Below are 20,638 nucleotides of genomic sequence, written 5' to 3'. Positions count from 1 at the left end.
ACGATGAAAACGATAAGACTAATTAGTGAATTACAAGAATTAATAGATCGAAATAAGAGAAACCATCAAACAGTAGGGTTTGTGCCGACAATGGGATTTCTTCACGCGGGACATCTTAGTCTTGTAGAACAGGCTAGAAAAGAAAATGATATTGTCGTCATGAGTATATTTGTCAATCCCGCTCAATTTGGACCAGGTGAAGATTTTGAAGCCTATCCACGGGACGAAGCGTATGATTCAAAGCTTGCATCTGAGGCGGGCGTCGATATATTATTTATGCCGAATCGAGATGAAATGTATCCGCACGACGGTGGGATACAGATTTTACCAGGTTCACAAGCTACGTCGCTTTGCGGAGCTAAGCGGCCAGGACATTTCGACGGTGTTTTAAAAGTAGTTTTGAAATTATTTAATATCGTCGATCCCGACAGTTCTTATTTTGGTATGAAGGACGCACAGCAATTGGCTATTATTGAAACATTTGTGCGCGACTTTAATTTGAGAACGAAAATCAAACGAGTGCCCACAGTTCGTGAAAAAGATGGCTTGGCTAAAAGTTCTCGCAATGTGAATCTGTCGGGGGAAGAACGTTTAGTCGCACCAGTCATTCACCAAGCATTGGAAAACGGGAAAGTGTTATTCGATCAAGGTGTTTCGGTAAGAAAAGTAGAGAAAGAAGTTGCGGAGCAGATTACGAACAATAGTTCAGCTCAAATAGACTATGTTTCTTTATTAGCTTACCCCTCGCTTTTACCTTATACGCCTGAAGCTGAAGAAGCCATTATTGCCTGTGCCGTGAAATTTGAAAAAACAAGGTTGATAGATAATATAATTATGTCAACAAAGGGTGAAGAATATGTTTCGAATGATGATGAATAGCAAATTACACAGAGCGACTGTCACGGAAGCGAATCTTGACTACGTCGGTAGCATTACAATTGATAGTGAATTACTCGATGCTGCTGATATGTTGCCAAATGAAAAAGTACATGTCGTTAACAACAACAATGGCGCGCGCTTTGAAACATATATTATTGCGGGCGAGGCGGGAAGTGGCGTTATTTGTGTAAACGGTGCCGCAGCCAGACTCGTACAAAAGGGCGATATCGTCATTATTTTGTCTTATGCATACGTGTCTAATGAAGAAGCAAAAGAACATATACCGACAGTATTGCTGATGGATAAGCGTAATAAAGTTAAGGAAATCATAAAAGAAGAACCTAGCATGACTTTATAAAGTAGGAAGTATAGGGGGAATCCACTCCTATACTTTTTATTTTTTCCTCAATTGCTATGGTTCAAATTTATTTTTACATAATTTTGGTCTGGTAATCGCTGTTATCACGCAGAATATGGTATAATCTCATGTAGCATTGATTAACAGGAAGTTGATGATTTTATGAAAACAAAAACGTTTGCAGTTGTTGATTTGGAAACAACCGGCCACTCGTCACCCAAAGGGGATCGAATCATTCAAATTGCGATTGTATTTATTAGAAATGGTGAAATTGCCGAAAAGTTTGTCCGGTTTGTAAATCCTGGTCAAAAAATTCCCCCATTTATCCGACAGCTTACAAATATTGCAGATGAAGATGTTGAAAATGCCCCGTATTTTGAAGAAATTGCTGAGGAAGTTCGAAATCTTCTTGAGGATTCTATTTTTGTTGCACATAATACTGATTTCGACTTATCATTCTTGCAAAATGAATTCAAACGTTGCGGACTTGCTGAATGGTCTGGAAGAAAAATTGATACAGTCGAATTATCCAAGATAATTTTTCCATCATCCGCTAGCTACAGATTGCAGGATATTGCGGAAGACCTGAATATTTCCTTACCCGCCGCACACCGAGCCGATGATGACGCTGAGGCTACAAGTGAGCTTTTACTTGCTTGTCAAAGAAAACTTCAAACTTTGCCTTCTGCCACAATTGAATTATTGCATAAGAAATCATTTCGCTTAAAAACCGATTTGGCTGCTCTTTTTTATGATGCATTAAAAGAAACTAGGGACAAAAAACTTTCTGCAGAATATTCGGTGTTTCGCGGTATTCCTTATCGAAATATCGAGAGCAAAAACAAAGTTGAAATCAGCCATTTTGACTATCCTGTTGATGACAACCAGAAAACTGAACTACTAACAAAGTCCTTCCCAAAATTCGAGCGGAGAGAGTCACAGTTTAGGTTTATGGATGCTGTGCAGGAAACGTTAAGTGAGCAATCTGAAATAGCAACAGAAGTGCCAACGGGCATTGGGAAAACCATCGCTTATTTAATACCGGCAGCAATTCAATCCATGGAAACGGGAAAGCCAGTTGTCATTAGTACATATACGAATTACTTAGCGGACAAAATTGTTGACGAAGAACTGAAAAAGCTTGATTTAATATTTGGCGCAAAACTAAAGGCAACAGTCTTAAAAGGTAGAGAACAGTATATTTCATTGGGGAAATTCGAAGAACTACTGACGATTTCGGAGCAATCTTATGATGAAACTTTTACAATCATGCAAATCCTCGTATGGCTCACGGAAACAAGGACAGGTGATTTGGAGGATCTAAATGTTTCTGGCGGTGGTCAATTATTTGTTGATCGTATTCGCAAACGCTCCGAGCGAATGGCACCGGATGAATATCAAGCTGATTTTCACCTGAGACTTGTCTCGGAATGTTCAAGTTCAAACTTCATTATTACAAATCACTCGATGCTACTGGCCGATAGTAATCGCTCCAAGCGAATTTTTAATTCGCTTAGTGGGCTAATCGTTGACGAAGCACATCAAATGGGACAAATAGCGCTTAGGCATAATGAAATTGTTTTTTCCTATACGAATTGGAAATATATCATGGGCCAAGTTGGTTCAGAAGCTGAAGGTCAGTTATTACATGGGCTATTTTCAATCAACGATCGATTTGAATTCGCGAATCGTAGTATGAAAGATGGTTTATTAAATTCATTTACTCGATTTGTAGAAGCATTTGATTATGCAACAGCCGTATTATCGAATTATGAACCAAATGCAATTCGGAAACAACAAGGTAATCGAAAAGTTTACCCGTTAACTGGCATGAAGTCCATGAACAAACATTTTAATAAAGTGGCTATAACAATATCGAATTACATTGATCATGCAGAAGCTTTTATTGCCCGTTTAGCTAAACACCAAAACAATATGTCCCGGAGTGAACTTGCTTACTTGTCTGAATGGACTTATTGGATAAGGGAGATAAAAATTAAAGCGGGAGAATGGGTTGAAATCTTCTTAGATGAAGACCTTCAAAATTTTACGGTTTGGATGGAAAAGGATTTACGGAGTGTACCGGGAAGTCTAGTGATTGTTAAAAGCCCTTTAGAAAGCTCGATTCCAATCCGTAAATTAATCCAACAGCTTAATGACGATAAAACGGGAGTCGTATGGACCTCTGGTACGATGTCAATTCCGAATTACAATCGCTATATTCCACAGAAACTTGGGATATCTGATGAAGTTCCTTTGAAAACTTTCGAAGCACCAGCCGATTTTTATGATGGCGCAGAAGTTTACATTGTAGAAGATATGCCTGAAATTCAACGGGTATCGCAAACGGATTACATTGAAGCCGTAACGGATGCTGTGATTCGTACGGTTATGGCTACTGGTGGCAGGTTGTTCGTACTCTTCACTTCACAGGATATGTTAAGAAAGACATATGACCTGATTACAGAAAGTGAACAATTAGAAGACTACGCGCTGTTTGCACAGGGAATTACACCAGGCAGTCGCATGAAATTGTTAAAATCATTCAATCAATATCAACGCTCAGTATTATTTGGTACGAGCAGCTTTTGGGAAGGAGTCGATGTTCCGGGTGACGCACTTTCGGCCGTAATTGTTGTTCGACTGCCATTTACATCGCCTGAGAACCCCTTATTTAAAGCTAGAGCGTCTGTTTTATCTGATCAAGGACTAAACCCTTTCGCCTATTATGCGCTCCCGGAAGCTGTCATGAGATTGCGGCAAGGTTTTGGACGATTGATCCGTTCATCAACGGATAAAGGTTTCTTTATAATTTTGGATAGGCGCATTGATACAAAATCTTACGGAAAGCAATTTTTATCATCACTTCCAGACGTGCCAATAAAAAAAGTGCCGCTTCAAGTAATGGTTAACGAACTCGAAAATTGCTATAATGGATTTGTATGAAAAAAATCGTTTCTACGATTTACAGGACGTGAAAGAATATGCTTAATTGGATTAAATTTATAACCGTCTTTCTTATTACATTGACAACTGTCATTGTCATCACAGTATTTTATAATGCAAACAAGCCATTGACAGTGTCGACAGAAGCCGCCGCAAAAGCAGCGATTGAATCGGGACAATTAGTATCCGTCAATTCCGTACAACCGTATAATGGCACCCAATCATTCATGACCGTTTTCGGTGTCGATGAAAAAGGTGATGAAATTGTGGTTTTTGTAGAGGATTCTGTTGAAGATGGTTATAAAAGCCTGAAAGTCGGCGACGGAATCACGGCTAAAGAAGCGATACAAACCGTTGCGGAAGAACTGACCATTGACAAAGTTCTCCATGTAACGCTTGGGATTGAAGAAGAAGAACCCGTTTGGGAAGTTGCATTCATCGGAGAAAATGGAAAACTGAACTATGTTTATGTGTTTTTTGGAAGTGGGCAGTGGTGGAAAAGAATTTTAAACTTATAAGGGAGAGATATTGTTGACAAAAAGATTAGCTTCCAGAGTGAATACACTTACACCATCAACAACGCTGGCGATAACAGCAAAAGCTAAGCAGATGAAAGATTCCGGCATCGATATAATTGGTCTTGGGGCAGGAGAACCAGATTTCAACACGCCTGACAACATATTAGAAGCCGCAATTAGCTCGATGAAAGAAGGAAAAACAAAATATACACCTTCTGGTGGATTGGTCGAATTAAAAGATGCTGTTATCAATAAATTAAATAAAGATCAACAACTGACATATACGCGAAATGAAGTAATGATTGGGATTGGCGCCAAACATGTTCTATATACGCTATTTCAAGTAATACTTGATCCAAATGATGAAGTCATCATCCCGACACCTTACTGGGTAAGTTATCCTGAGCAAGTCAAACTTGCGGGCGGTGTACCAGTACATATTGAAGCGGATTCGGCTGCACAATTTAAAGTAACTGCTGAACAAATAAAAAATGCAATAACTGATAAGACAAAAGCACTCATCATTAATTCACCCGGAAACCCGACTGGCATGATTTATACTGAAGCTGAATTACGTGAAATTGCAGCAGTCTGTGAGGAAAAAGATATCTGGATTATATCCGATGAGATTTATGAAAAACTTGTCTATGGCAACGAAAAACATATCTCTATCGCTCAACTATCTGAGGACGCAAAAAAACGGACACTGGTTATCAATGGTGTTTCCAAATCGCATTCAATGACAGGTTGGAGAATTGGCTATGTCGCGGGGGATGAAGAGGTAGTGACGGCGATGACTAATCTTGCGAGCCACTCGACATCAAATCCGACAACAACTTCACAATATGCAGCAATCGAGGCATACAATGGTCCGCAGAACACTGTGGAAGAAATGCGTAAAGCGTTCGAATCACGTCTAAACAAAGTATATCCTCAACTAGCCGCAATCCCGGGCTTTGAAGTTATCAAACCGGACGGCGCATTCTATTTACTGCCGGAAGTGACAGAAGCACTAGAGAAAACAGGTTATGCAAATGTAGACGACTTTGCGAAAGCGCTATTGACTGAAGCAAATGTAGCGGTCATTCCAGGTTCTGGATTCGGTTCACCACAGACAATTCGCTTATCGTACGCAACTTCAATCGATTTAATAGAAGAAGCAATCCGTCGAATCGATAATTTTGTGCGAGAAAATTGGAAAGAATAAAAAATACAGTAATGACTATTATTTGGAGGTTCTTATGAAAACAATTATGATTCATGAAATGCCAGACCACGTCGGAGAAACAGTACGCATTGGTGGATGGCTTGCAAATAAAAGATCAAGTGGGAAAATCGCTTTTTTACAATTACGTGACGGATCGGGTTTTGTACAGGGGGTCGTTACTAAGGAAGTAGTCGGAGAAGAAGCTTTTGCAAATGCAAGAGCAATTACACAAGAAAGTTCACTGTATGTCACAGGAGAAGTTGTTGTCGATGAACGATCATCCTTTGGATTCGAACTACAAGTAAGTGATGTGAATGTAATTAGTGCAGCGGTAGATTATCCGATAACACCCAAAAATCATGGTACAGAATTCTTAATGGATAACCGCCATTTATGGATTCGTTCAAGAAAACAACACGCTATTTTAAAAATACGTGATGAAATCATTCGCGCAACCTATGAATTTTTCCATATGAATGGTTTTGTGAAAGTGGATCCACCGATATTGACAGGTTCTTCACCTGAAGGTACCTCTGAACTTTTTGAAACAAAATATTTTGATGAAAATGCATACCTTTCACAATCAGGACAATTATATATGGAAGCGGCTGCTATGGCACTTGGAAAAGTGTTTTCATTCGGACCGACATTCCGTGCAGAAAAATCAAGTACTCGCCGCCACTTAATTGAGTTTTGGATGATTGAACCCGAAATGGCATTTGTTGAACACGAAGAGAGCCTGGAAGTTCAAGAACAATATGTTACGCATATTGTTCAATCGGTTCTTCAAAATTGTTCGCTTGAACTTGAAAGACTTGATCGTGATATTTCAAAACTAGAAAAAATTCAAGCGCCATTCCCTCGTATATCATATGATGACGCAATTGCTTTTCTACATGAAAATGGCTTTGATGATATAAAATGGGGAGACGATTTCGGAGCGCCGCACGAAACTGCGATTGCAGAAAGCTTTGATATGCCCGTTTTCATTACGCACTACCCAATTGGCATTAAACCATTTTACATGCAACCGCACCCTGACCGTGATGACGTCGTATTATGTGCTGATATGATTGCGCCTGAAGGTTACGGAGAAATTATCGGCGGTTCTGAACGAATCTACGACTACGAATTAATGAAAAAACGGATTAAAGAACATAATCTCGATGAGGATGCTTACCAGTGGTATCTTGAATTGAGTAAATACGGAGCAGTTCCGCATTCCGGCTTTGGTTTAGGCTTAGAACGGACAGTCGCCTGGATTTCAGGGACAAGTCATGTTCGTGAAACAGCTGCTTTTCCACGCTTGCTGAACAGATTGTATCCATAAGATTTGACTTGAAGTTTTAATATAGAAAGGAGTCTGGATAACAATGCAAGATAATCGACTCCAAATTTGGATTGAGCAGGGGAATGTAACCATTTCCCAGCTTTTTTTTCACAATTATAAACGTCTTGGCATTAAAGATTTAGATGCAATGCTAATCATGCATATGACAGCTTACAGAGCGGCTGGAAACGAGTTTCCGACCCCAACTGACTTTGCCGAACGTATGCATTTATCTGAAAATGAAGTTTCAACTATCTTGCAAAGACTTATGCAATATGGTCTTCTGCAAATTAATCAGAGTGAAGACGCAAAAGGTGTCTTATATGAATCCTTTTCTTTATATCCGTTATGGAAACGCTTGACGGATGAAATCGTTCTTGAAGAAAAAGAAAAGGTCGAAGAAATGGATAAGAACGAAGAAGGAGAAATCTTTTCATTGTTTGAACAGGAATTTGGTCGATTTTTATCTCCAATGGAATCAGAATCAATTGGCATGTGGTTGGATGATGATGGCCATTCAGTTGAAATCATTAGAGCCGCATTAAAAGAAGCAGTCTTAGCCGAAAAACTAAGCCTTCGGTACATCGATCGAATCCTATTTGAATGGAAAAAGAAAAATGTCAAAACAATTGCAGATGTTGAAAAGCAAACGAAGAAATTTAGGACTGTGGGCAATCGTCCGTCACAAACAGATAAAACGGTCAAAGTAAAACGAGTTCCATTTTATAATTGGCTCGAAGAACGAGATTAGGGGGATACAATGCTAACCAAAAAACAATGGGAATTTTGCTTGGAGAAATTTGCAGAAATGTTTCCAGATGCACATTGTGAATTAGTGCATGAAAACCCATTTGAATTAACAGTAGCAACACTTCTTTCTGCACAATGTACAGATGTTCTTGTCAATCGTGTAACCGCCGAGCTATTTCAAAAATATAAAACGCCAGAAGATTATCTCGCTGTGGACATTGAAGAATTGCAAGATGATATTAGATCGATTGGTTTATATCGTAATAAGTCAAAAAACATTCAAGCACTCAGCCAATTGCTAATTGATAAATTTAATGGGGAAGTACCGGCAAATCGTGATGTATTAATGACTTTGCCTGGCGTTGGAAGAAAGACGGCAAATGTAGTCGTATCAAATGCATTCGGTATTCCTGCGCTTGCCGTAGATACACATGTTGAACGCGTAGCAAAAAGACTCGGCATGAATCGCTGGAAAGATTCACCGCTTGCTGTCGAAGAAAAAATAATGCGGTGGACGCCACTGGATAATTGGACGAATACGCACCACCAAATTATTTTCTTCGGGCGTTATCATTGTAAAGCAAGGAATCCCGGATGCGAGGTATGTCCGTTGCTCTCTATCTGTAGAGAAGGCAAGAAGCGGATGAAAGCGAGGGAAGTATAATTGAATCGTTTTTCCAAAGATCTTCTTGCCCCACATTTTGATAAATGGGATGTAGTGAAAGAGAAAATCGAACACCTTTATAGTTTGAAAAATAAAGAAGCAGTCACATATATGGAACAGGCAATTCTTAATTATATAGAGCTTCTTGAATACGGTGGAAGTGAGCTAAATGAACGCACTGGAAAGCTTGAATTACTTCTGCTTCCTCTAAACGGGACAGAACGACTCCAATTTGTAAAAGATAGAATCGCTAGTCACTATGCTTACATCCAACTGGATGCACTCTACGCAGAAACCAAAAAGAAAGCGGCACGACTTTTCGTTATGAAAAAGTAAAAGCTGAAGTTCAAGCGCCATGTAGCGTTTGAACTTCAGCTTTTTTAATGATTTTGGTTAGACAATATATGACGTTGGTGAAAGAAAAGCCCGATTCATTAAAATAAGAAAGGGAGGGGAAATGTCATTCACCATCATTTCCATCATTTCCGTTGTTTCCGCCATTATTTGTACCTTCAGTTCCTGGCTCAGGTTCCTCAGGTTCCCCTGGTTCTTCCGGTTCACCTGGTTCAGGTTCCACTGGTTCCACAGGTTCTACGGGTTCTTCGGGTTCTTCTATCGGTTCCTCTGGTTCTTCCTCGATTGGTTCCTCCGGTTCTACAGGTTCTTCTGGTTCTTCAATCTCCGGTTCCTCTGCTGCTTCGACCCGTATCGATATCGAGGCAGGGTCACTTGTAAGATCCCCGAGGAAAGCGACTACTTCAAATGTGTATGTTTTACCGCCTTCAATGTTAGGAACAGTAATCTTATTATCTGAAGTTCTCGTTATTTCTTGTTTCTCTCCGCCATCCACACTTGCATACACGATGAATTCTACATCACCTTTAAGTGTTTTTGACTTAGGGGCTTTATGATTCCATTTTAATTTTATGGAGTTTGTCTTCTCATCGAAATCTGCTTTAAGTTTTGTTGGGGCATCAAGTTTGATTTCTTTTGCGATTTCTTTGGGCACTGATCCTTTAACGAATAGTTCTGTGCGCGTCATGCTTGAAGGCGTAGAAGAACTCGCTCTCATTAAAGGATTGGAACCATAAACAATTTTTACTTCTTCCACTGAAGAAGGCCTTTGGAAATTGGCTGTTTCTTTTCCAGCCGAGATGCCTTGCATTACGACATTAAATAAATCCTGTGGCACATATCGCTGACCCTCGTAATTTTCATTCATCGGTGTTCTGTCCTTATAGCCACCCCACGCTGCAATTGTGTAATTCGTAGAGTAACCAGCAAACCATGAATCGACTGCCTGGTTTGTAGTGCCGGTTTTACCAGCAATATCAAGTCCCGATACATTAGCTCTTTTTCCTGTCCCAACTGTTAACACATCTCTAAGCATATCGGTCACCATGTAGGCAGTGGAATCTTTCATAGCAACGACCGGTTCTGGTTTTAAACTTTCTTCTGTCTTTCCGTCACGGTATACAACTTTAGTAACCGCATGCGGTTTTGTATAAACGCCTTTGTTTCCAAATGCGGCGTAAGCACCCGCAAGTTGGAGCGTGGAGAATTCTTCTTTAGTACCTCCCAAAGCATTTGCGTGGTTTTGATCATTAATCTTGATTCCAAGTTTAGCAGCAAAGTCATTTCCTCTTCCAAAGTCAACTTCATCATAAACTTTGGCGGCAGCCACGTTACTTGAAAAATAGAGTGCTTCCCGAATTGTTATCGGGCCTTTAAAGGTAGGATATACGTTATTAACAGGTGTCTTATTCCGATCCTTATACGTATAAGGTTCATCAACCACCGTTTGACCAGTTGACCAATTTAAATATTCTATTGCAGGACCATAAGATAATAATGGTTTAATGGTTGAACCTAATTGACGTTTTTCTTGCGTCGCGAAGTTCCAGTTTCCATATTTGTAATCACGTCCACCGCCGACTGCGACAACTTCTCCAGTTTTCGTGTCAAGTACGGTTAATCCCGCATCAATACCATCCGTAAAGTTAACTGAGTTATATGCATTTTCTACAGTTTCTTGCGCTTTTGGATCTAATGTCGTATGAATTTGTAAACCTTCACTTAAATCTACTCCGGCATTTTCTAGTTCATTGAGAACAAGACTAATATAGGCAGGATATTTTGTCGTTTTATTTACGATTCTATTATCTTCATCACGTAGAGTAGAAGTAATCTCAACTGTTCGTGCCTTTTCCATCTGTTCTCTTGTAATTTTCCCATGTTGATACATTAATCCAAGGACAATGTTACGACGTTTCTCAGCACGTTCTGGGTTATTGAATGGATTGTATCCGTTCGGGCTTTGGGGTAGACCAGCCAACATTGCGACTTCATGAAGTTCGAGATCAGCTAACTTTTTTCCATAAAAGTGGTCAGCTGCTGTTCCAAATCCATAAGTTGTACCCGACATTAATATTTTATTGAAATACATTTCGAAAATCTCTTCTTTATCGTACTCTCGTTCAAGTTGGAACGCCAACCATGCTTCTTGCGATTTACGTTTCAACGTTTTATCAGCGGATAAAAATGAGTTCTTAATCACTTGTTGTGTCAAGGTACTCGCGCCTTGAGAACCGAATCCGTTTCTAAAGTTTGCGAGAACCGCACCACCCAGTCTTTTGAAGTCCATCCCGTGATGGGAATAAAAACGGACGTCTTCTGTTGCTAGAATTGCATCTTCCATTAACTTCGGAATTTCATCATAGTTTACATATTCTCTTTTTTCCGATCCAGTCGTGTGAAAAACTTCCAAGTTTCGATCTAGAAACTCAGATGAAACCGGGTCTCTCAATAACTCTTCATCGAGTTTAGGAGATGAACTAGCGTAAAAAAGAAATAAACCGGCTCCGCCAATTAATATTGCAAACCCAAGAATAACTAGTGTAAGAAAAACTTTTTTAATAACACCTTTTGTATTCTTTGGCTTTTTATTGCGGGCGTTTTCTTGAGCCTTTCGACGCTCAACCCTTGAATTTAGTTTATCACTCATATATATTTCCTACCTTTCAATATTACCTTCATGGTTTACTATATCCGAAATCGCCCCTAAGTAATCGATACTAGGCATAAATCCAAGTTCAATTTCAATCGATTCGCTTTCGAATTCGAGTAGTGCAATAGATTTTCTACCGCCTGCTTTCATTCTCTCCCATTTAGCCTCAATCACGTCATATGGGACGACAAAATGTCGGTTCAACGTAGAGAATTTCACAATAACAAACGCAATCCCTTTTTGCTTTGTAACGTTTTTCATATGAATCATTTGGTGTTCATGAATATTCTGCAAAGGAAATGACGTTTTACTTTTAGTTTCTTTCGCTTCGAAATCAAGATAATGTCCATTCCAAACACCATTATAGTCCGTTGTGGATGGGGTTCGAAAATAAGCTTCCGTGATGACCGCAGCGCTTCTGGAAGGGTAATTTACATTTACTACTTGAATCGGAACTGGTTTTTGATGGATGACAGCAATGTTGTGGGTCAAATAATACTCATTGGAATCATTCAAATCCTCTTCTAATGTTTTTCCACGATTACTAAAAGAATGATTGCTTATTTTTTGAGGGTTTGTTGTTCGAACGGGCACATATTTTTTACCGTTCGGATACCTAATTGTCATTTGTACCACCTCGCATTTATTCATCATACCATAAGCATTGGACGGACTAGCAACAAGAAAGTTTCCGTTGCTTCGTAATAAATATTATTTCCAAGAATATGTGTTCGCTAGATATTGGTTAAGGGATGACTAATCTGGTAAAATAGAAGAAAGAATTCGAGAGGCTGATTAATATATGAATTTAGAAGAAAAATGTAAAATACTCCTTTCTGTTTGCCAAGAATGTCTAGAACGTCATACAGAGATGAGACGTTTAGATAGAGATCCTGACTTTTTTGAAGAAGTAAAACCATATGCAGATAAATATCACGCGATGTTAGATGAATGGGCGGAGGAGTCTTATGCTTGGATTAAAGTCGCAAGACCGAAATATGTCCATCCATCCCAGATTGACACATTAACTGACGGGATGAAACAATTTATCGTTCAGTCTTTTTATAAGAAAACTGGTTTAAAAAGATTCGTGCTAACGATTCGTTCTGCCGAATATACGTTAAAAACGTTTATAGATGCAATCGAAGAGGAAAGGAAGAGGGAATTGAGATGACTCGAAATACTTCAGTTAGTTCAGTTCTGTCTAAACTACAATCGGATTCCTCGTTCTCGGAAAATATTATTCATTACAGAAAAATTGAAGGTAAATCTGCGACTTACGCAAAGTTTCCAGCAGTACTTCATTCATCAATTATTAAAGCTTTAAAGACAAAAGGCATTGAGCAGTTATACAGTCACCAAAGGGACGCGTTCGATTCAGCATACAATGGTGAATCGATTACTGCGGTAACGCCTACTGCATCCGGAAAATCTCTATGTTATCATTTACCTGTTCTTCAAAGCATTTTAGAAAATGAATCATCAAGAGCAATCTATTTATTTCCAACGAAGGCCCTTGCACAAGATCAATTGAGCGATCTGCATGGCTTAATCGAAGCAAGTGAAGAAACTATTCTAAGTTACACTTATGACGGCGATACGGCCCCGGGACTTCGTTCTAAGGTACGAAAATCGGGCCATATCGTTTTAACGAATCCTGATATGTTACATTCTGGAATTTTGCCTCACCATACAAAATGGGTATCGTTATTTGAAAATCTGAAATATATTATTATTGATGAATTACACACCTACAAAGGCGTGTTTGGTAGTCATGTAGCGCATGTTTTACGACGTTTAAAAAGAATTTGCAATTATTACGGCAGTGATCCTGTATTTATCTGCACTTCCGCGACTATTGCCAATCCAGGAGAATTAGCTGAATCTCTTACAAATACAGAAATGCGTTTAATCGATAATAACGGGGCACCTGCTGGAAAAAAACATTTCATTTTTTATAATCCACCAGTTGTCCATCCGACATTCGGCATTCGCCGGAGCGCGTTATTGGAGGTAAGGGATATCGCTTCCTTACTATACCGCGAAGGCATGCAAACCATCATATTTGCCAAAAGTCGGGTACGAGTTGAAATGCTTGTGACTTATATGCAAGAACTAACAAAAAAGAAACTGTTCGATTCTTCTGTGATGGGATACCGCGGCGGGTATTTACCCTCGGAACGAAGAAAAATTGAAAAGGGTCTTCGCGATGGCTCGATAAAAACGGTAGTCAGTACGAATGCACTTGAATTAGGCATTGATATCGGGCAATTACAAGCATGTATTATGACGGGGTATCCAGGTAATATCGCAAGCGCTTTTCAACAGGCTGGTCGTGCTGGAAGGCGGCAAGAAGACGCCTTAATTATTTATGTTGCGCAGTCAGTTGCACTTGATCAATATATTATTGAGAACCCCGATTATCTTCTGGGCCAATCGCCTGAAGAAGGAAGAATTCACCCAGATAATATGTTTATCTTAATGGATCACTTAAAGTGCGCATCATTTGAATTGCCGTTTTCCTTAACGGAAACATACGGGGAGTTTGAAGTGCAACAGCTTCTGGAGTTTCTTGAAGCTGAAGGCGTCCTAATCAAAACTTCGGATCGGTGGCACTGGATGACTGACCGTTTTCCAGCAAGTGAAGTGAGTTTGCGTTCGGCAGCTCAGGAGAATGTCATCATTATTGATAAAACAATCCCCAAAGGAACAATTGTCATCGGGGAGATGGACCGATTTAGCGCGATGACACTACTCCATGAAGAAGCGATTTATATCCATCAAGGTACCCAGTACCAAGTTGAGAAGCTTGATTGGGAAGAAAAGAAAGCCTACGTGACTGAAGTGGATGTCGATTATTTTACAGATGCGAATTTAGCAGTAGAGTTAAAAGTTATGAACGAAGATGAGACGAGTTCGGCGAAAAATGGTATTTGTTCATATGGAGATATTGCAGTTCTCGCTATCCCAACTATATTTAAAAAGATTCGGTTTGGGACTCATGATAATATCGGTTCCGGTCCGATTTCTTTACCAGCAACTGAGCTACACACATCATCGACTTGGTACTCATTTGAAGTGCCTAAAGGTTGGTCTGAATCTGAGTTGACGGATGCAATGACAGGTGCCGCGTATGCAATTCAGTCTTTTATCCCCTTGTTTGTCAGATGCGATCGAAGTGATATTCATGTAGTACCACAAGTCAAAGCGGTTCATACCGATAAACCGACATTCTTTATTTATGATAGCTATCCTGGTGGCATTGGTTTGAGCGAGAAAATTTATACACGTTGGGATTCTTTGTTTCAACAAGCCAAAGAGCATATTAAAGCTTGTAGTTGCAAAGGTGGTTGTCCAATTTGTATCGGCGCTCAGGAAGCCGGTACTGGAATGAAAAAGGACGTTGAATCTCTTCTTAACGCCCTGGTAAGGGGAGAAAGAAGTGTCCTATGAGAAAAAGTTAATGGAAATGAGAAAACTTGTAAAAAAAACCAAGACAGAAAAGCCGAGAATAGAAAGGGAAATAGTTTTACCACCTTCACCATTCTACGAGGATGAATGGTTAGCCGCGGGTTTGACGAAAGAAGAAAATAGTCATGGGATTGTTTATAAACGCATAGTTAGTTTTGATAGTGCGTATAAACATGGAAATATTTATTTGTCCGACTTAAATCATGCTTTGGAAAAATGGGAATCGCTTGATAAAACTCACCCATTAGCACCCGATTTGGAAAAACGATTAGTCTTTTTTGATACTGAAACAACCGGTCTTAAAGGTGCAGGCACCCTCATTTTTCTTCTCGGATTTATTGAGCAAACTAAAAACGCGTTCAAACTTACGCAATATTTACTGCCTGGCCCCGATCATGAGCGCGCTTTCTTATACGCATCTGGACTTTGGAAACATAATATAAATCTTGTGACGTATAATGGTAAAAGTTTCGATATTCCTCAAGTAGAAACACGGTGGACGATGAATCGAAACTCGCTGCCGCCGCTCATTTCTCATGCACATATAGATTTACTGCATGGCTCACGGCGAATATGGAAAGAAGAGGTTGATTCGTTTAGTTTAGTAAATATAGAAGAAAAGAAAATCGGTTTTTTTCGAGAAGATGATATTCCAGGACATTTAGCCCCGATTATTTATCAAGACGCTGTTAAAAGCGGGCGGATTGATCCATTGATGAAAGTGCTAAAACATAATGAGTGGGATATTCTTTCACTTGTCACACTTTATATCGAGACAACGGATTTGCTCTTTGAAACATCTACCCGCGGAACCGCAATTTCACAAACGAATATCGGCAAATGGTTTTCAGATTTGAAGTTGTATGACCGTAGCAGCCAAGTTCTCGAAGCAGTTATTCTCGAATATGGACTTGAACATCCAGTAACCCACTTCCACTTCGGGTTTATTATGAAAAGAAAACGCCACGTTGAAGAAGCGATAGCTTCTTTCGAGATAGCCGCCGACCGACTAGTTGGTCGGCAAAGAATAATTGCCTTAGAGGAATTAGCCAAGTTGCATGAGCATAAAGTAAAAGGGTTTGAGGGAGCGCTATTATATACGAGGAGGGCACAACAGCTGCTGACGGAAGACCCGGACTTGACTGAGCGATTTCGTTTAAGACAACGGGAAATGTTTCAAAGAAGGGAAATAAGACTATTAAGAAAACTATTTCCCGGGTAAGCGCAATTAACGACAAGGACTGAGTTTAAGTGTATTTAAACAGACAAATTCAGACAAGATATGGTATAATATCGCATAAGAAAGATAGATGGAAGGACGAGTTTCATGGAAACTAAATTAGATGCGAAAATAATACTTGAAAAAGAATTTAAAACGGGTATGCGTGGATATAATCAAGAAGAAGTCGATTTATTTTTAGATGATGTCATTCAAGACTACCAATTATTGAAGAAACGAATTGCGGAGTTAGAAGCCGAAAATAATAGAATTAAAGAAGAACTTGAAGCTGCGGAAAAGCGACCTTCTGCTGGAAATACAGGCGCAACGAATTTTGATTTACTGAAACGAATCTCCAATCTTGAAAGACATGTATTTGGAAGCAAGTTACATGATCAAGAATAACTAAGTCGCTTCGTTGAAATTTAATGCGAAACATAGTATACTAAATAGACCATAGCGTGTATTCAGGTAATCGCTGCAAAGCTTGACTTTGTAGAGGAAAGTCCATGCTCACACGGTTCTGAGATGTCCGTAGTGTTTGTGCTCGGTGAATTAATAAGCCGGGGCTTCGCGCATTGCGCGTTGACGGCGGGAATAAATCCTACGTTTACTTCTTGTAAATATGGATGAGGTTCCCCGAACAGTGCCACAGAAACGTAGTCGGTTCGGAAACGGATCGAATGGAACGCGGTAAACCCCACAAGTGAGAAACCCAAACTATGGTAGGGGCATTCTTCCGAAGGAATTCAACGGACGAAGAGACGGGTATTTTTACTCGTAGATAGATGATTACCACCCAGCGTACGAGGCGTGAGCCGTTTGAGTACTAGGGAACAAAACATGGCTTATCGAATTACCTATGGTTTTTATCAAAGACAACAGCTCTCCGATATAAAGGAGAGTTTTTCTTTTTGAACTGAAAAATAATGAATACATAAAGAAACCCTATATCGGATTTATGATTTATTTGTAATGAATTGTTTTTGGGTATACTTATTTGACATAATGTATATTTTACTAATTAAAAACGTATGAATTTCTTAGGTAACTTAAGGGTATGGATTATTGAATTGAGAACTGGGAGTTGAGGAAAATGAATGAATTTAAATTAGTCGCCACATCTGCAATGGGATTGGAATCGATTGTTGCGGATGAAGTAAAAGCACTTGGATATGAAACTAAAACTGAAAATGGGAAGATTTACTTTAGCGGTGATACAACCGCGATTGCCCGTGCAAATATGTGGTTACGTGTTGCTGATAGAGTTCGAATCATCGCAGGCGAGTTTCATGCGAAAACTTTTGATGATTTATTTGAACGTACAAAAGCAATACCTTGGGAGATGTACTTGCCGGTAGATGCGGCTTTCCCGGTTGCGGGAAAGTCAGTTAAATCAACATTGTTCAGCGTTCCGGACTGCCAAGCTATTGTGAAAAAAGCAATTGTTGAGCGGTTGAATTTAGCCTATAAACGAAGCGGTTTTTTACCTGAATCTGGACCATTGTTTAAGCTGGAAGTATCCATTCTAAAAGATAAGGTTACGTTGACGATTGATTCAAGTGGAACAGGACTTCATCGACGCGGGTATCGGATTGGCCAGGGGGATGCCCCTATTAAAGAAACGCTTGCAGCTGCATTAGTAAAATTGACTCGTTGGAGTCCTGAGCGTCCATTTGTGGATCCGCTATGTGGTTCAGGAACACTTCCAATTGAAGCTGCAATGATCGGGCAAAATATTGCGCCAGGTACCAATCGTGAATTCCTAAGTGAACAGTGGCCGTGGATTGAGGAAGCTGTTTGGGATCGTGTTCGTGAAGAAGCGGAAGATTTAGCGAAGTATGATCAACAACTAGAAATATCAGGGTCGGATAGTGATTCGAGAATGGTTCGAATTGCGCAAGAGAATGCGGCAGAAGCCGGTTTTGTTGATCTGATTAACTGGGAAGTCAAAGACCTGCGAGATATAGAGATTCGAGGAATAAATGGTGTGATGGTCGGAAATCCTCCTTACGGCGAAAGAATCGGAGAACTTGAAGAAGCCGAAGAAATAACAAGAATTCTTGGAGACGTCATGAAAAACCATCCTTCATGGTCAGTCTATATGATTTCACCTTTGGAAAACTTTGAAACTTTGTATGGTAGAAAAGCAACGAGGAAACGAAAACTCTTTAATGGTTTTATCCGAACAGATTATTACCAGTATTGGGGTAAACGTCAATAATCTTTGCGTGTTGAAGAGGTGTGAAGTCTCTTCTTTTGCACCACTATTGGGAGGAGTTCACTGCATGAAAAGAAGAATGCCATTTCCTTTATCGAAAGAAAAGTCATTTTATGATTCGCTAAATGACTGGATAGGGGATACGCTATATGATGATTTAACAGAAAAAGGGTTTGAATGCCGCGATGAACAAATTTTTATGGCATTTCAAATTGAAAAAGCATTAAAAGAAAAGAAAGTTCTTTTCGCAGAGGCTGGTGTTGGTACCGGAAAGACAATTGCCTATCTACTTCCCGCGATTGCCTATGCGCGTTATACGGGAAAACCGGCACTTATATCATGTGCGGACGAAACACTCATTGAACAGCTAGTTAAAGAAGATGGTGATATTCGTAAGATAAGTGATGCACTTGACCTCGATATAGATGTACGACTAGCAAAAGCACGCAACCAGTATTTATGCCTTAAACGACTAGATGAAGCATCTAATCGATTAGACGAAGAATATATTGAAGATGTTGAAGTGAGCCTTCCAGACTTTGTTTACGGTTCGGGATCGCTGCAATCAATAGTGCCGTACGGTGAACGTTCGGATTATCCTAATTTAAGTGATGAAGAGTGGAATACAGTAAATTTTCATCCGATACAACAATGTTTAGCATGCGATTTAAGAAATCGATGTGGGCAAACAATTCATAGAAACCATTACCGCGAAGCGATTGAAATCATTATCTGCTCTCATGATTTTTATATGGAACATATTTGGACGAAAGATTCTCGTGAAAGACAAGGACAGTTGCCATTATTGCCAGAAGTGTCAATGGTTGTATTTGATGAAGGTCATCTTCTTGAGTACTCCGCACAAAGAGCACTCACGTATGAAGTTCAAAATAGTACTTTGCTGAATTTATTGGAAAGAATCATGGTCAATGATATTAGAGAACCTACTTTGCAGATAATGGAATCTTTAATTGAAACACATGCCGAGTTTTTCGATTTGCTTAGCGCACATGCCGAACAATCAGATAATGAAAGAAAAGCGATTAATAAAGTAAAAGATATTATCGATGTAGGAAAAAAAGCAGTCGAGTTATCAACCTCGCTTCTTGAGGAATTGGTGTTCGAGGGTGAACTTTATATAATTCCCGAGTATGAGTTGAAAATGGTCGAAGAATATCTTGATCAATACATTTTCTCGATGACATTATTCATCACGGATAGTGATGCTGTAGACTGGATTGAAGAACCTGAAGGCGAGTTAACGCTTGTCGTCATGCCAAGATTGGTTACTGATATTCTTCGTGAAAAGCTTTTTTCATCGCGTATCCCGATTGTATTTTCGTCCGCGACACTTTCTATACAAGAAGATTTTTCTTATTTAGCTGACGGACTTGGAATACAGGAATATCTATCATTCTCGGTGGAATCGCCATTTGACTATGATGAAGTGATGGAAGTTCACGCACATGACCTTACTATGAATGAAAAAGCGAATAAAGTCATGGAACTTTTGGAGAATGGCCAGCAGACACTTATTTTGTTCAAGTCGGAGTTTGCGATGAGACAGTTCAAAAGTCAAATCCCACTGAGTTATCAATCGCAAATGGCATTTGAAGGCGAAAGGGAATTATCATCAATTATTAAAGAATTCCAGCATAAAGAGATTCAAGTATTATGTTCCTTTAAATTATGGGAAGGGTTGGATATTCCAAATGACGCTTTAACTCAAGTAATTATTCACGACTTGCCATTCCCACCGGCAGATCCATTATTTGAAGCAAGGCGGCAACATGCAACAGACCCATTCAATGAAGTCGATTTACCATTTATGTTGTTAAGACTTCGTCAAGGTGCGGGAAGGTTAATCCGAACATCAGCGGATTCCGGAACGGTGCACTTATTATTAGACCCTATTGAACAAGAAGTTAGGAATGAAATCGAAAGATTATTTCCAGTAAACGTTGTTTTTAATTAACCATAGCGAGTCCTTTAACAGTTTTTTGTTAAAGGACTCGTTTTTTATATTGCGTGCAGGGAAATAAGATACCGGAATGCAGTGTCATCTCTT

The 20,638-nt window shown here is 39.5% G+C and carries 17 protein-coding genes and 1 other RNA gene; 16 read left to right on the top strand and 2 right to left on the bottom strand.

Going from position 1 to position 20,638, the window contains the following annotated elements:
* Positions 1-3: 3 nt before the first annotated feature.
* The 9 genes from panC (at position 4) to J4G36_RS06150 (ending at position 8,988) form a co-directional block, all read left to right on the top strand.
* Positions 4-879, top strand: a complete 876-nt coding sequence (panC, locus tag J4G36_RS06190; protein ID WP_210469169.1) for a pantoate--beta-alanine ligase — start codon at positions 4-6, stop codon at positions 877-879.
* Positions 857-1,237 (top strand): aspartate 1-decarboxylase, encoded by a 381-nt coding sequence (gene panD / locus J4G36_RS06185; RefSeq protein WP_210469168.1) that lies wholly within the window; start codon positions 857-859, stop codon positions 1,235-1,237. Before panC ends, panD begins: the two co-directional genes overlap by 23 nt.
* Positions 1,238-1,399: 162 nt before the next feature.
* Positions 1,400-4,183 (top strand): ATP-dependent DNA helicase DinG, encoded by a 2,784-nt coding sequence (gene dinG, locus J4G36_RS06180; RefSeq protein WP_210469167.1) that lies wholly within the window; start codon positions 1,400-1,402, stop codon positions 4,181-4,183.
* A gap of 38 nt (positions 4,184-4,221) precedes the next feature.
* Positions 4,222-4,701, top strand: a complete 480-nt coding sequence (locus J4G36_RS06175; RefSeq protein ID WP_210469166.1) for a cell wall elongation regulator TseB-like domain-containing protein — start codon at positions 4,222-4,224, stop codon at positions 4,699-4,701.
* Positions 4,702-4,714: 13 nt separating this feature from the next.
* Positions 4,715-5,908: a pyridoxal phosphate-dependent aminotransferase gene (locus J4G36_RS06170; protein WP_246880422.1), complete on the top strand. Its 1,194-nt coding sequence runs from the start codon at positions 4,715-4,717 to the stop codon at positions 5,906-5,908.
* 34 nt (positions 5,909-5,942) lie between these two features.
* Complete coding sequence (asnS, locus tag J4G36_RS06165; protein ID WP_210469165.1) at positions 5,943-7,238, top strand: asparagine--tRNA ligase; 1,296 nt, start codon at positions 5,943-5,945, stop codon at positions 7,236-7,238.
* Between the two features lie 43 nt (positions 7,239-7,281).
* A complete protein-coding gene (locus J4G36_RS06160; protein ID WP_210469164.1) occupies positions 7,282-7,989 on the top strand; it encodes a DnaD domain-containing protein in 708 nt (235 codons plus the stop codon).
* 9 nt (positions 7,990-7,998) lie between these two features.
* Complete coding sequence (gene nth / locus J4G36_RS06155; RefSeq protein WP_210469163.1) at positions 7,999-8,652, top strand: endonuclease III; 654 nt, start codon at positions 7,999-8,001, stop codon at positions 8,650-8,652.
* Positions 8,653-8,988 (top strand): YpoC family protein, encoded by a 336-nt coding sequence (locus J4G36_RS06150; RefSeq protein WP_210469162.1) that lies wholly within the window; start codon positions 8,653-8,655, stop codon positions 8,986-8,988.
* A gap of 124 nt (positions 8,989-9,112) precedes the next feature.
* On the opposite strand, the gene J4G36_RS06145 is transcribed toward J4G36_RS06150, so the two are convergent.
* Both J4G36_RS06145 and recU read right to left on the bottom strand, forming a co-directional pair.
* Positions 9,113-11,656, bottom strand: a complete 2,544-nt coding sequence (locus tag J4G36_RS06145; protein WP_210469161.1) for a penicillin-binding protein 1A — start codon at positions 11,654-11,656, stop codon at positions 9,113-9,115.
* Positions 11,657-11,665: 9 nt separating this feature from the next.
* Positions 11,666-12,286, bottom strand: a complete 621-nt coding sequence (gene recU, locus J4G36_RS06140) for a Holliday junction resolvase RecU (RefSeq protein ID WP_210469160.1) — start codon at positions 12,284-12,286, stop codon at positions 11,666-11,668.
* Between the two features lie 175 nt (positions 12,287-12,461).
* On the opposite strand from recU, the gene J4G36_RS06135 reads away from it, so the two are divergent.
* The 7 genes from J4G36_RS06135 (at position 12,462) to J4G36_RS06105 (ending at position 20,545) form a co-directional block, all read left to right on the top strand.
* Positions 12,462-12,833 carry a YppE family protein gene (locus J4G36_RS06135; RefSeq protein WP_210469159.1) on the top strand — a complete coding sequence of 124 codons (372 nt, stop codon included), beginning with the start codon at positions 12,462-12,464 and terminating at the stop codon, positions 12,831-12,833.
* Positions 12,830-15,112: a DEAD/DEAH box helicase gene (locus J4G36_RS06130; protein ID WP_210469158.1), complete on the top strand. Its 2,283-nt coding sequence runs from the start codon at positions 12,830-12,832 to the stop codon at positions 15,110-15,112. Before J4G36_RS06135 ends, J4G36_RS06130 begins: the two co-directional genes overlap by 4 nt.
* 16 nt (positions 15,113-15,128) lie before the next feature.
* Complete coding sequence (locus tag J4G36_RS06125; RefSeq protein ID WP_210469157.1) at positions 15,129-16,352, top strand: ribonuclease H-like domain-containing protein; 1,224 nt, start codon at positions 15,129-15,131, stop codon at positions 16,350-16,352.
* 105 nt (positions 16,353-16,457) lie between these two features.
* Positions 16,458-16,754, top strand: a complete 297-nt coding sequence (gpsB, locus tag J4G36_RS06120; protein WP_210469156.1) for a cell division regulator GpsB — start codon at positions 16,458-16,460, stop codon at positions 16,752-16,754.
* Between the two features lie 58 nt (positions 16,755-16,812).
* An RNA gene (gene rnpB, locus J4G36_RS06115) (RNase P RNA component class B) lies at positions 16,813-17,205 on the top strand.
* Positions 17,206-17,445: 240 nt separating this feature from the next.
* Entirely contained in the window at positions 17,446-18,573 is a 1,128-nt protein-coding gene (locus tag J4G36_RS06110; protein ID WP_210469155.1) for a THUMP domain-containing class I SAM-dependent RNA methyltransferase, read from the top strand.
* A 64-nt stretch (positions 18,574-18,637) separates the two neighbouring features.
* Entirely contained in the window at positions 18,638-20,545 is a 1,908-nt protein-coding gene (locus J4G36_RS06105; protein ID WP_210469154.1) for an ATP-dependent DNA helicase, read from the top strand.
* Positions 20,546-20,638 lie beyond the last annotated feature (93 nt).

The sequence above is a fragment of the Sporosarcina sp. 6E9 genome, assembly GCF_017921835.1.
GTDB lineage: Bacteria > Bacillota > Bacilli > Bacillales_A > Planococcaceae > Sporosarcina.
Note: the sequence above shows the minus strand (reverse complement) of the source record. Positions and strands in the feature narration are given on the sequence as shown.

Excerpts from the sequence above, each read along its gene's own strand:
- panC (WP_210469169.1), top strand. The coding sequence starts at position 4 with ATGAAAACGATAAGACTAATTAGTGAATTACAAGAATTAATAGATCGA.
- J4G36_RS06130 (WP_210469158.1), top strand. The coding sequence starts at position 12,830 with ATGACTCGAAATACTTCAGTTAGTTCAGTTCTGTCTAAACTACAATCG.
- dinG (WP_210469167.1), top strand. The coding sequence starts at position 1,400 with ATGAAAACAAAAACGTTTGCAGTTGTTGATTTGGAAACAACCGGCCAC.
- J4G36_RS06145 (WP_210469161.1), bottom strand. The coding sequence starts at position 11,656 with ATGAGTGATAAACTAAATTCAAGGGTTGAGCGTCGAAAGGCTCAAGAA.
- recU (WP_210469160.1), bottom strand. The coding sequence starts at position 12,286 with ATGACAATTAGGTATCCGAACGGTAAAAAATATGTGCCCGTTCGAACA.
- J4G36_RS06110 (WP_210469155.1), top strand. The coding sequence starts at position 17,446 with ATGAATGAATTTAAATTAGTCGCCACATCTGCAATGGGATTGGAATCG.
- J4G36_RS06160 (WP_210469164.1), top strand. The coding sequence starts at position 7,282 with ATGCAAGATAATCGACTCCAAATTTGGATTGAGCAGGGGAATGTAACC.
- J4G36_RS06135 (WP_210469159.1), top strand. The coding sequence starts at position 12,462 with ATGAATTTAGAAGAAAAATGTAAAATACTCCTTTCTGTTTGCCAAGAA.
- nth (WP_210469163.1), top strand. The coding sequence starts at position 7,999 with ATGCTAACCAAAAAACAATGGGAATTTTGCTTGGAGAAATTTGCAGAA.
- panD (WP_210469168.1), top strand. The coding sequence starts at position 857 with ATGTTTCGAATGATGATGAATAGCAAATTACACAGAGCGACTGTCACG.
- J4G36_RS06175 (WP_210469166.1), top strand. The coding sequence starts at position 4,222 with ATGCTTAATTGGATTAAATTTATAACCGTCTTTCTTATTACATTGACA.
- asnS (WP_210469165.1), top strand. The coding sequence starts at position 5,943 with ATGAAAACAATTATGATTCATGAAATGCCAGACCACGTCGGAGAAACA.
- J4G36_RS06125 (WP_210469157.1), top strand. The coding sequence starts at position 15,129 with ATGAGAAAACTTGTAAAAAAAACCAAGACAGAAAAGCCGAGAATAGAA.
- J4G36_RS06105 (WP_210469154.1), top strand. The coding sequence starts at position 18,638 with ATGAAAAGAAGAATGCCATTTCCTTTATCGAAAGAAAAGTCATTTTAT.
- gpsB (WP_210469156.1), top strand. The coding sequence starts at position 16,458 with ATGGAAACTAAATTAGATGCGAAAATAATACTTGAAAAAGAATTTAAA.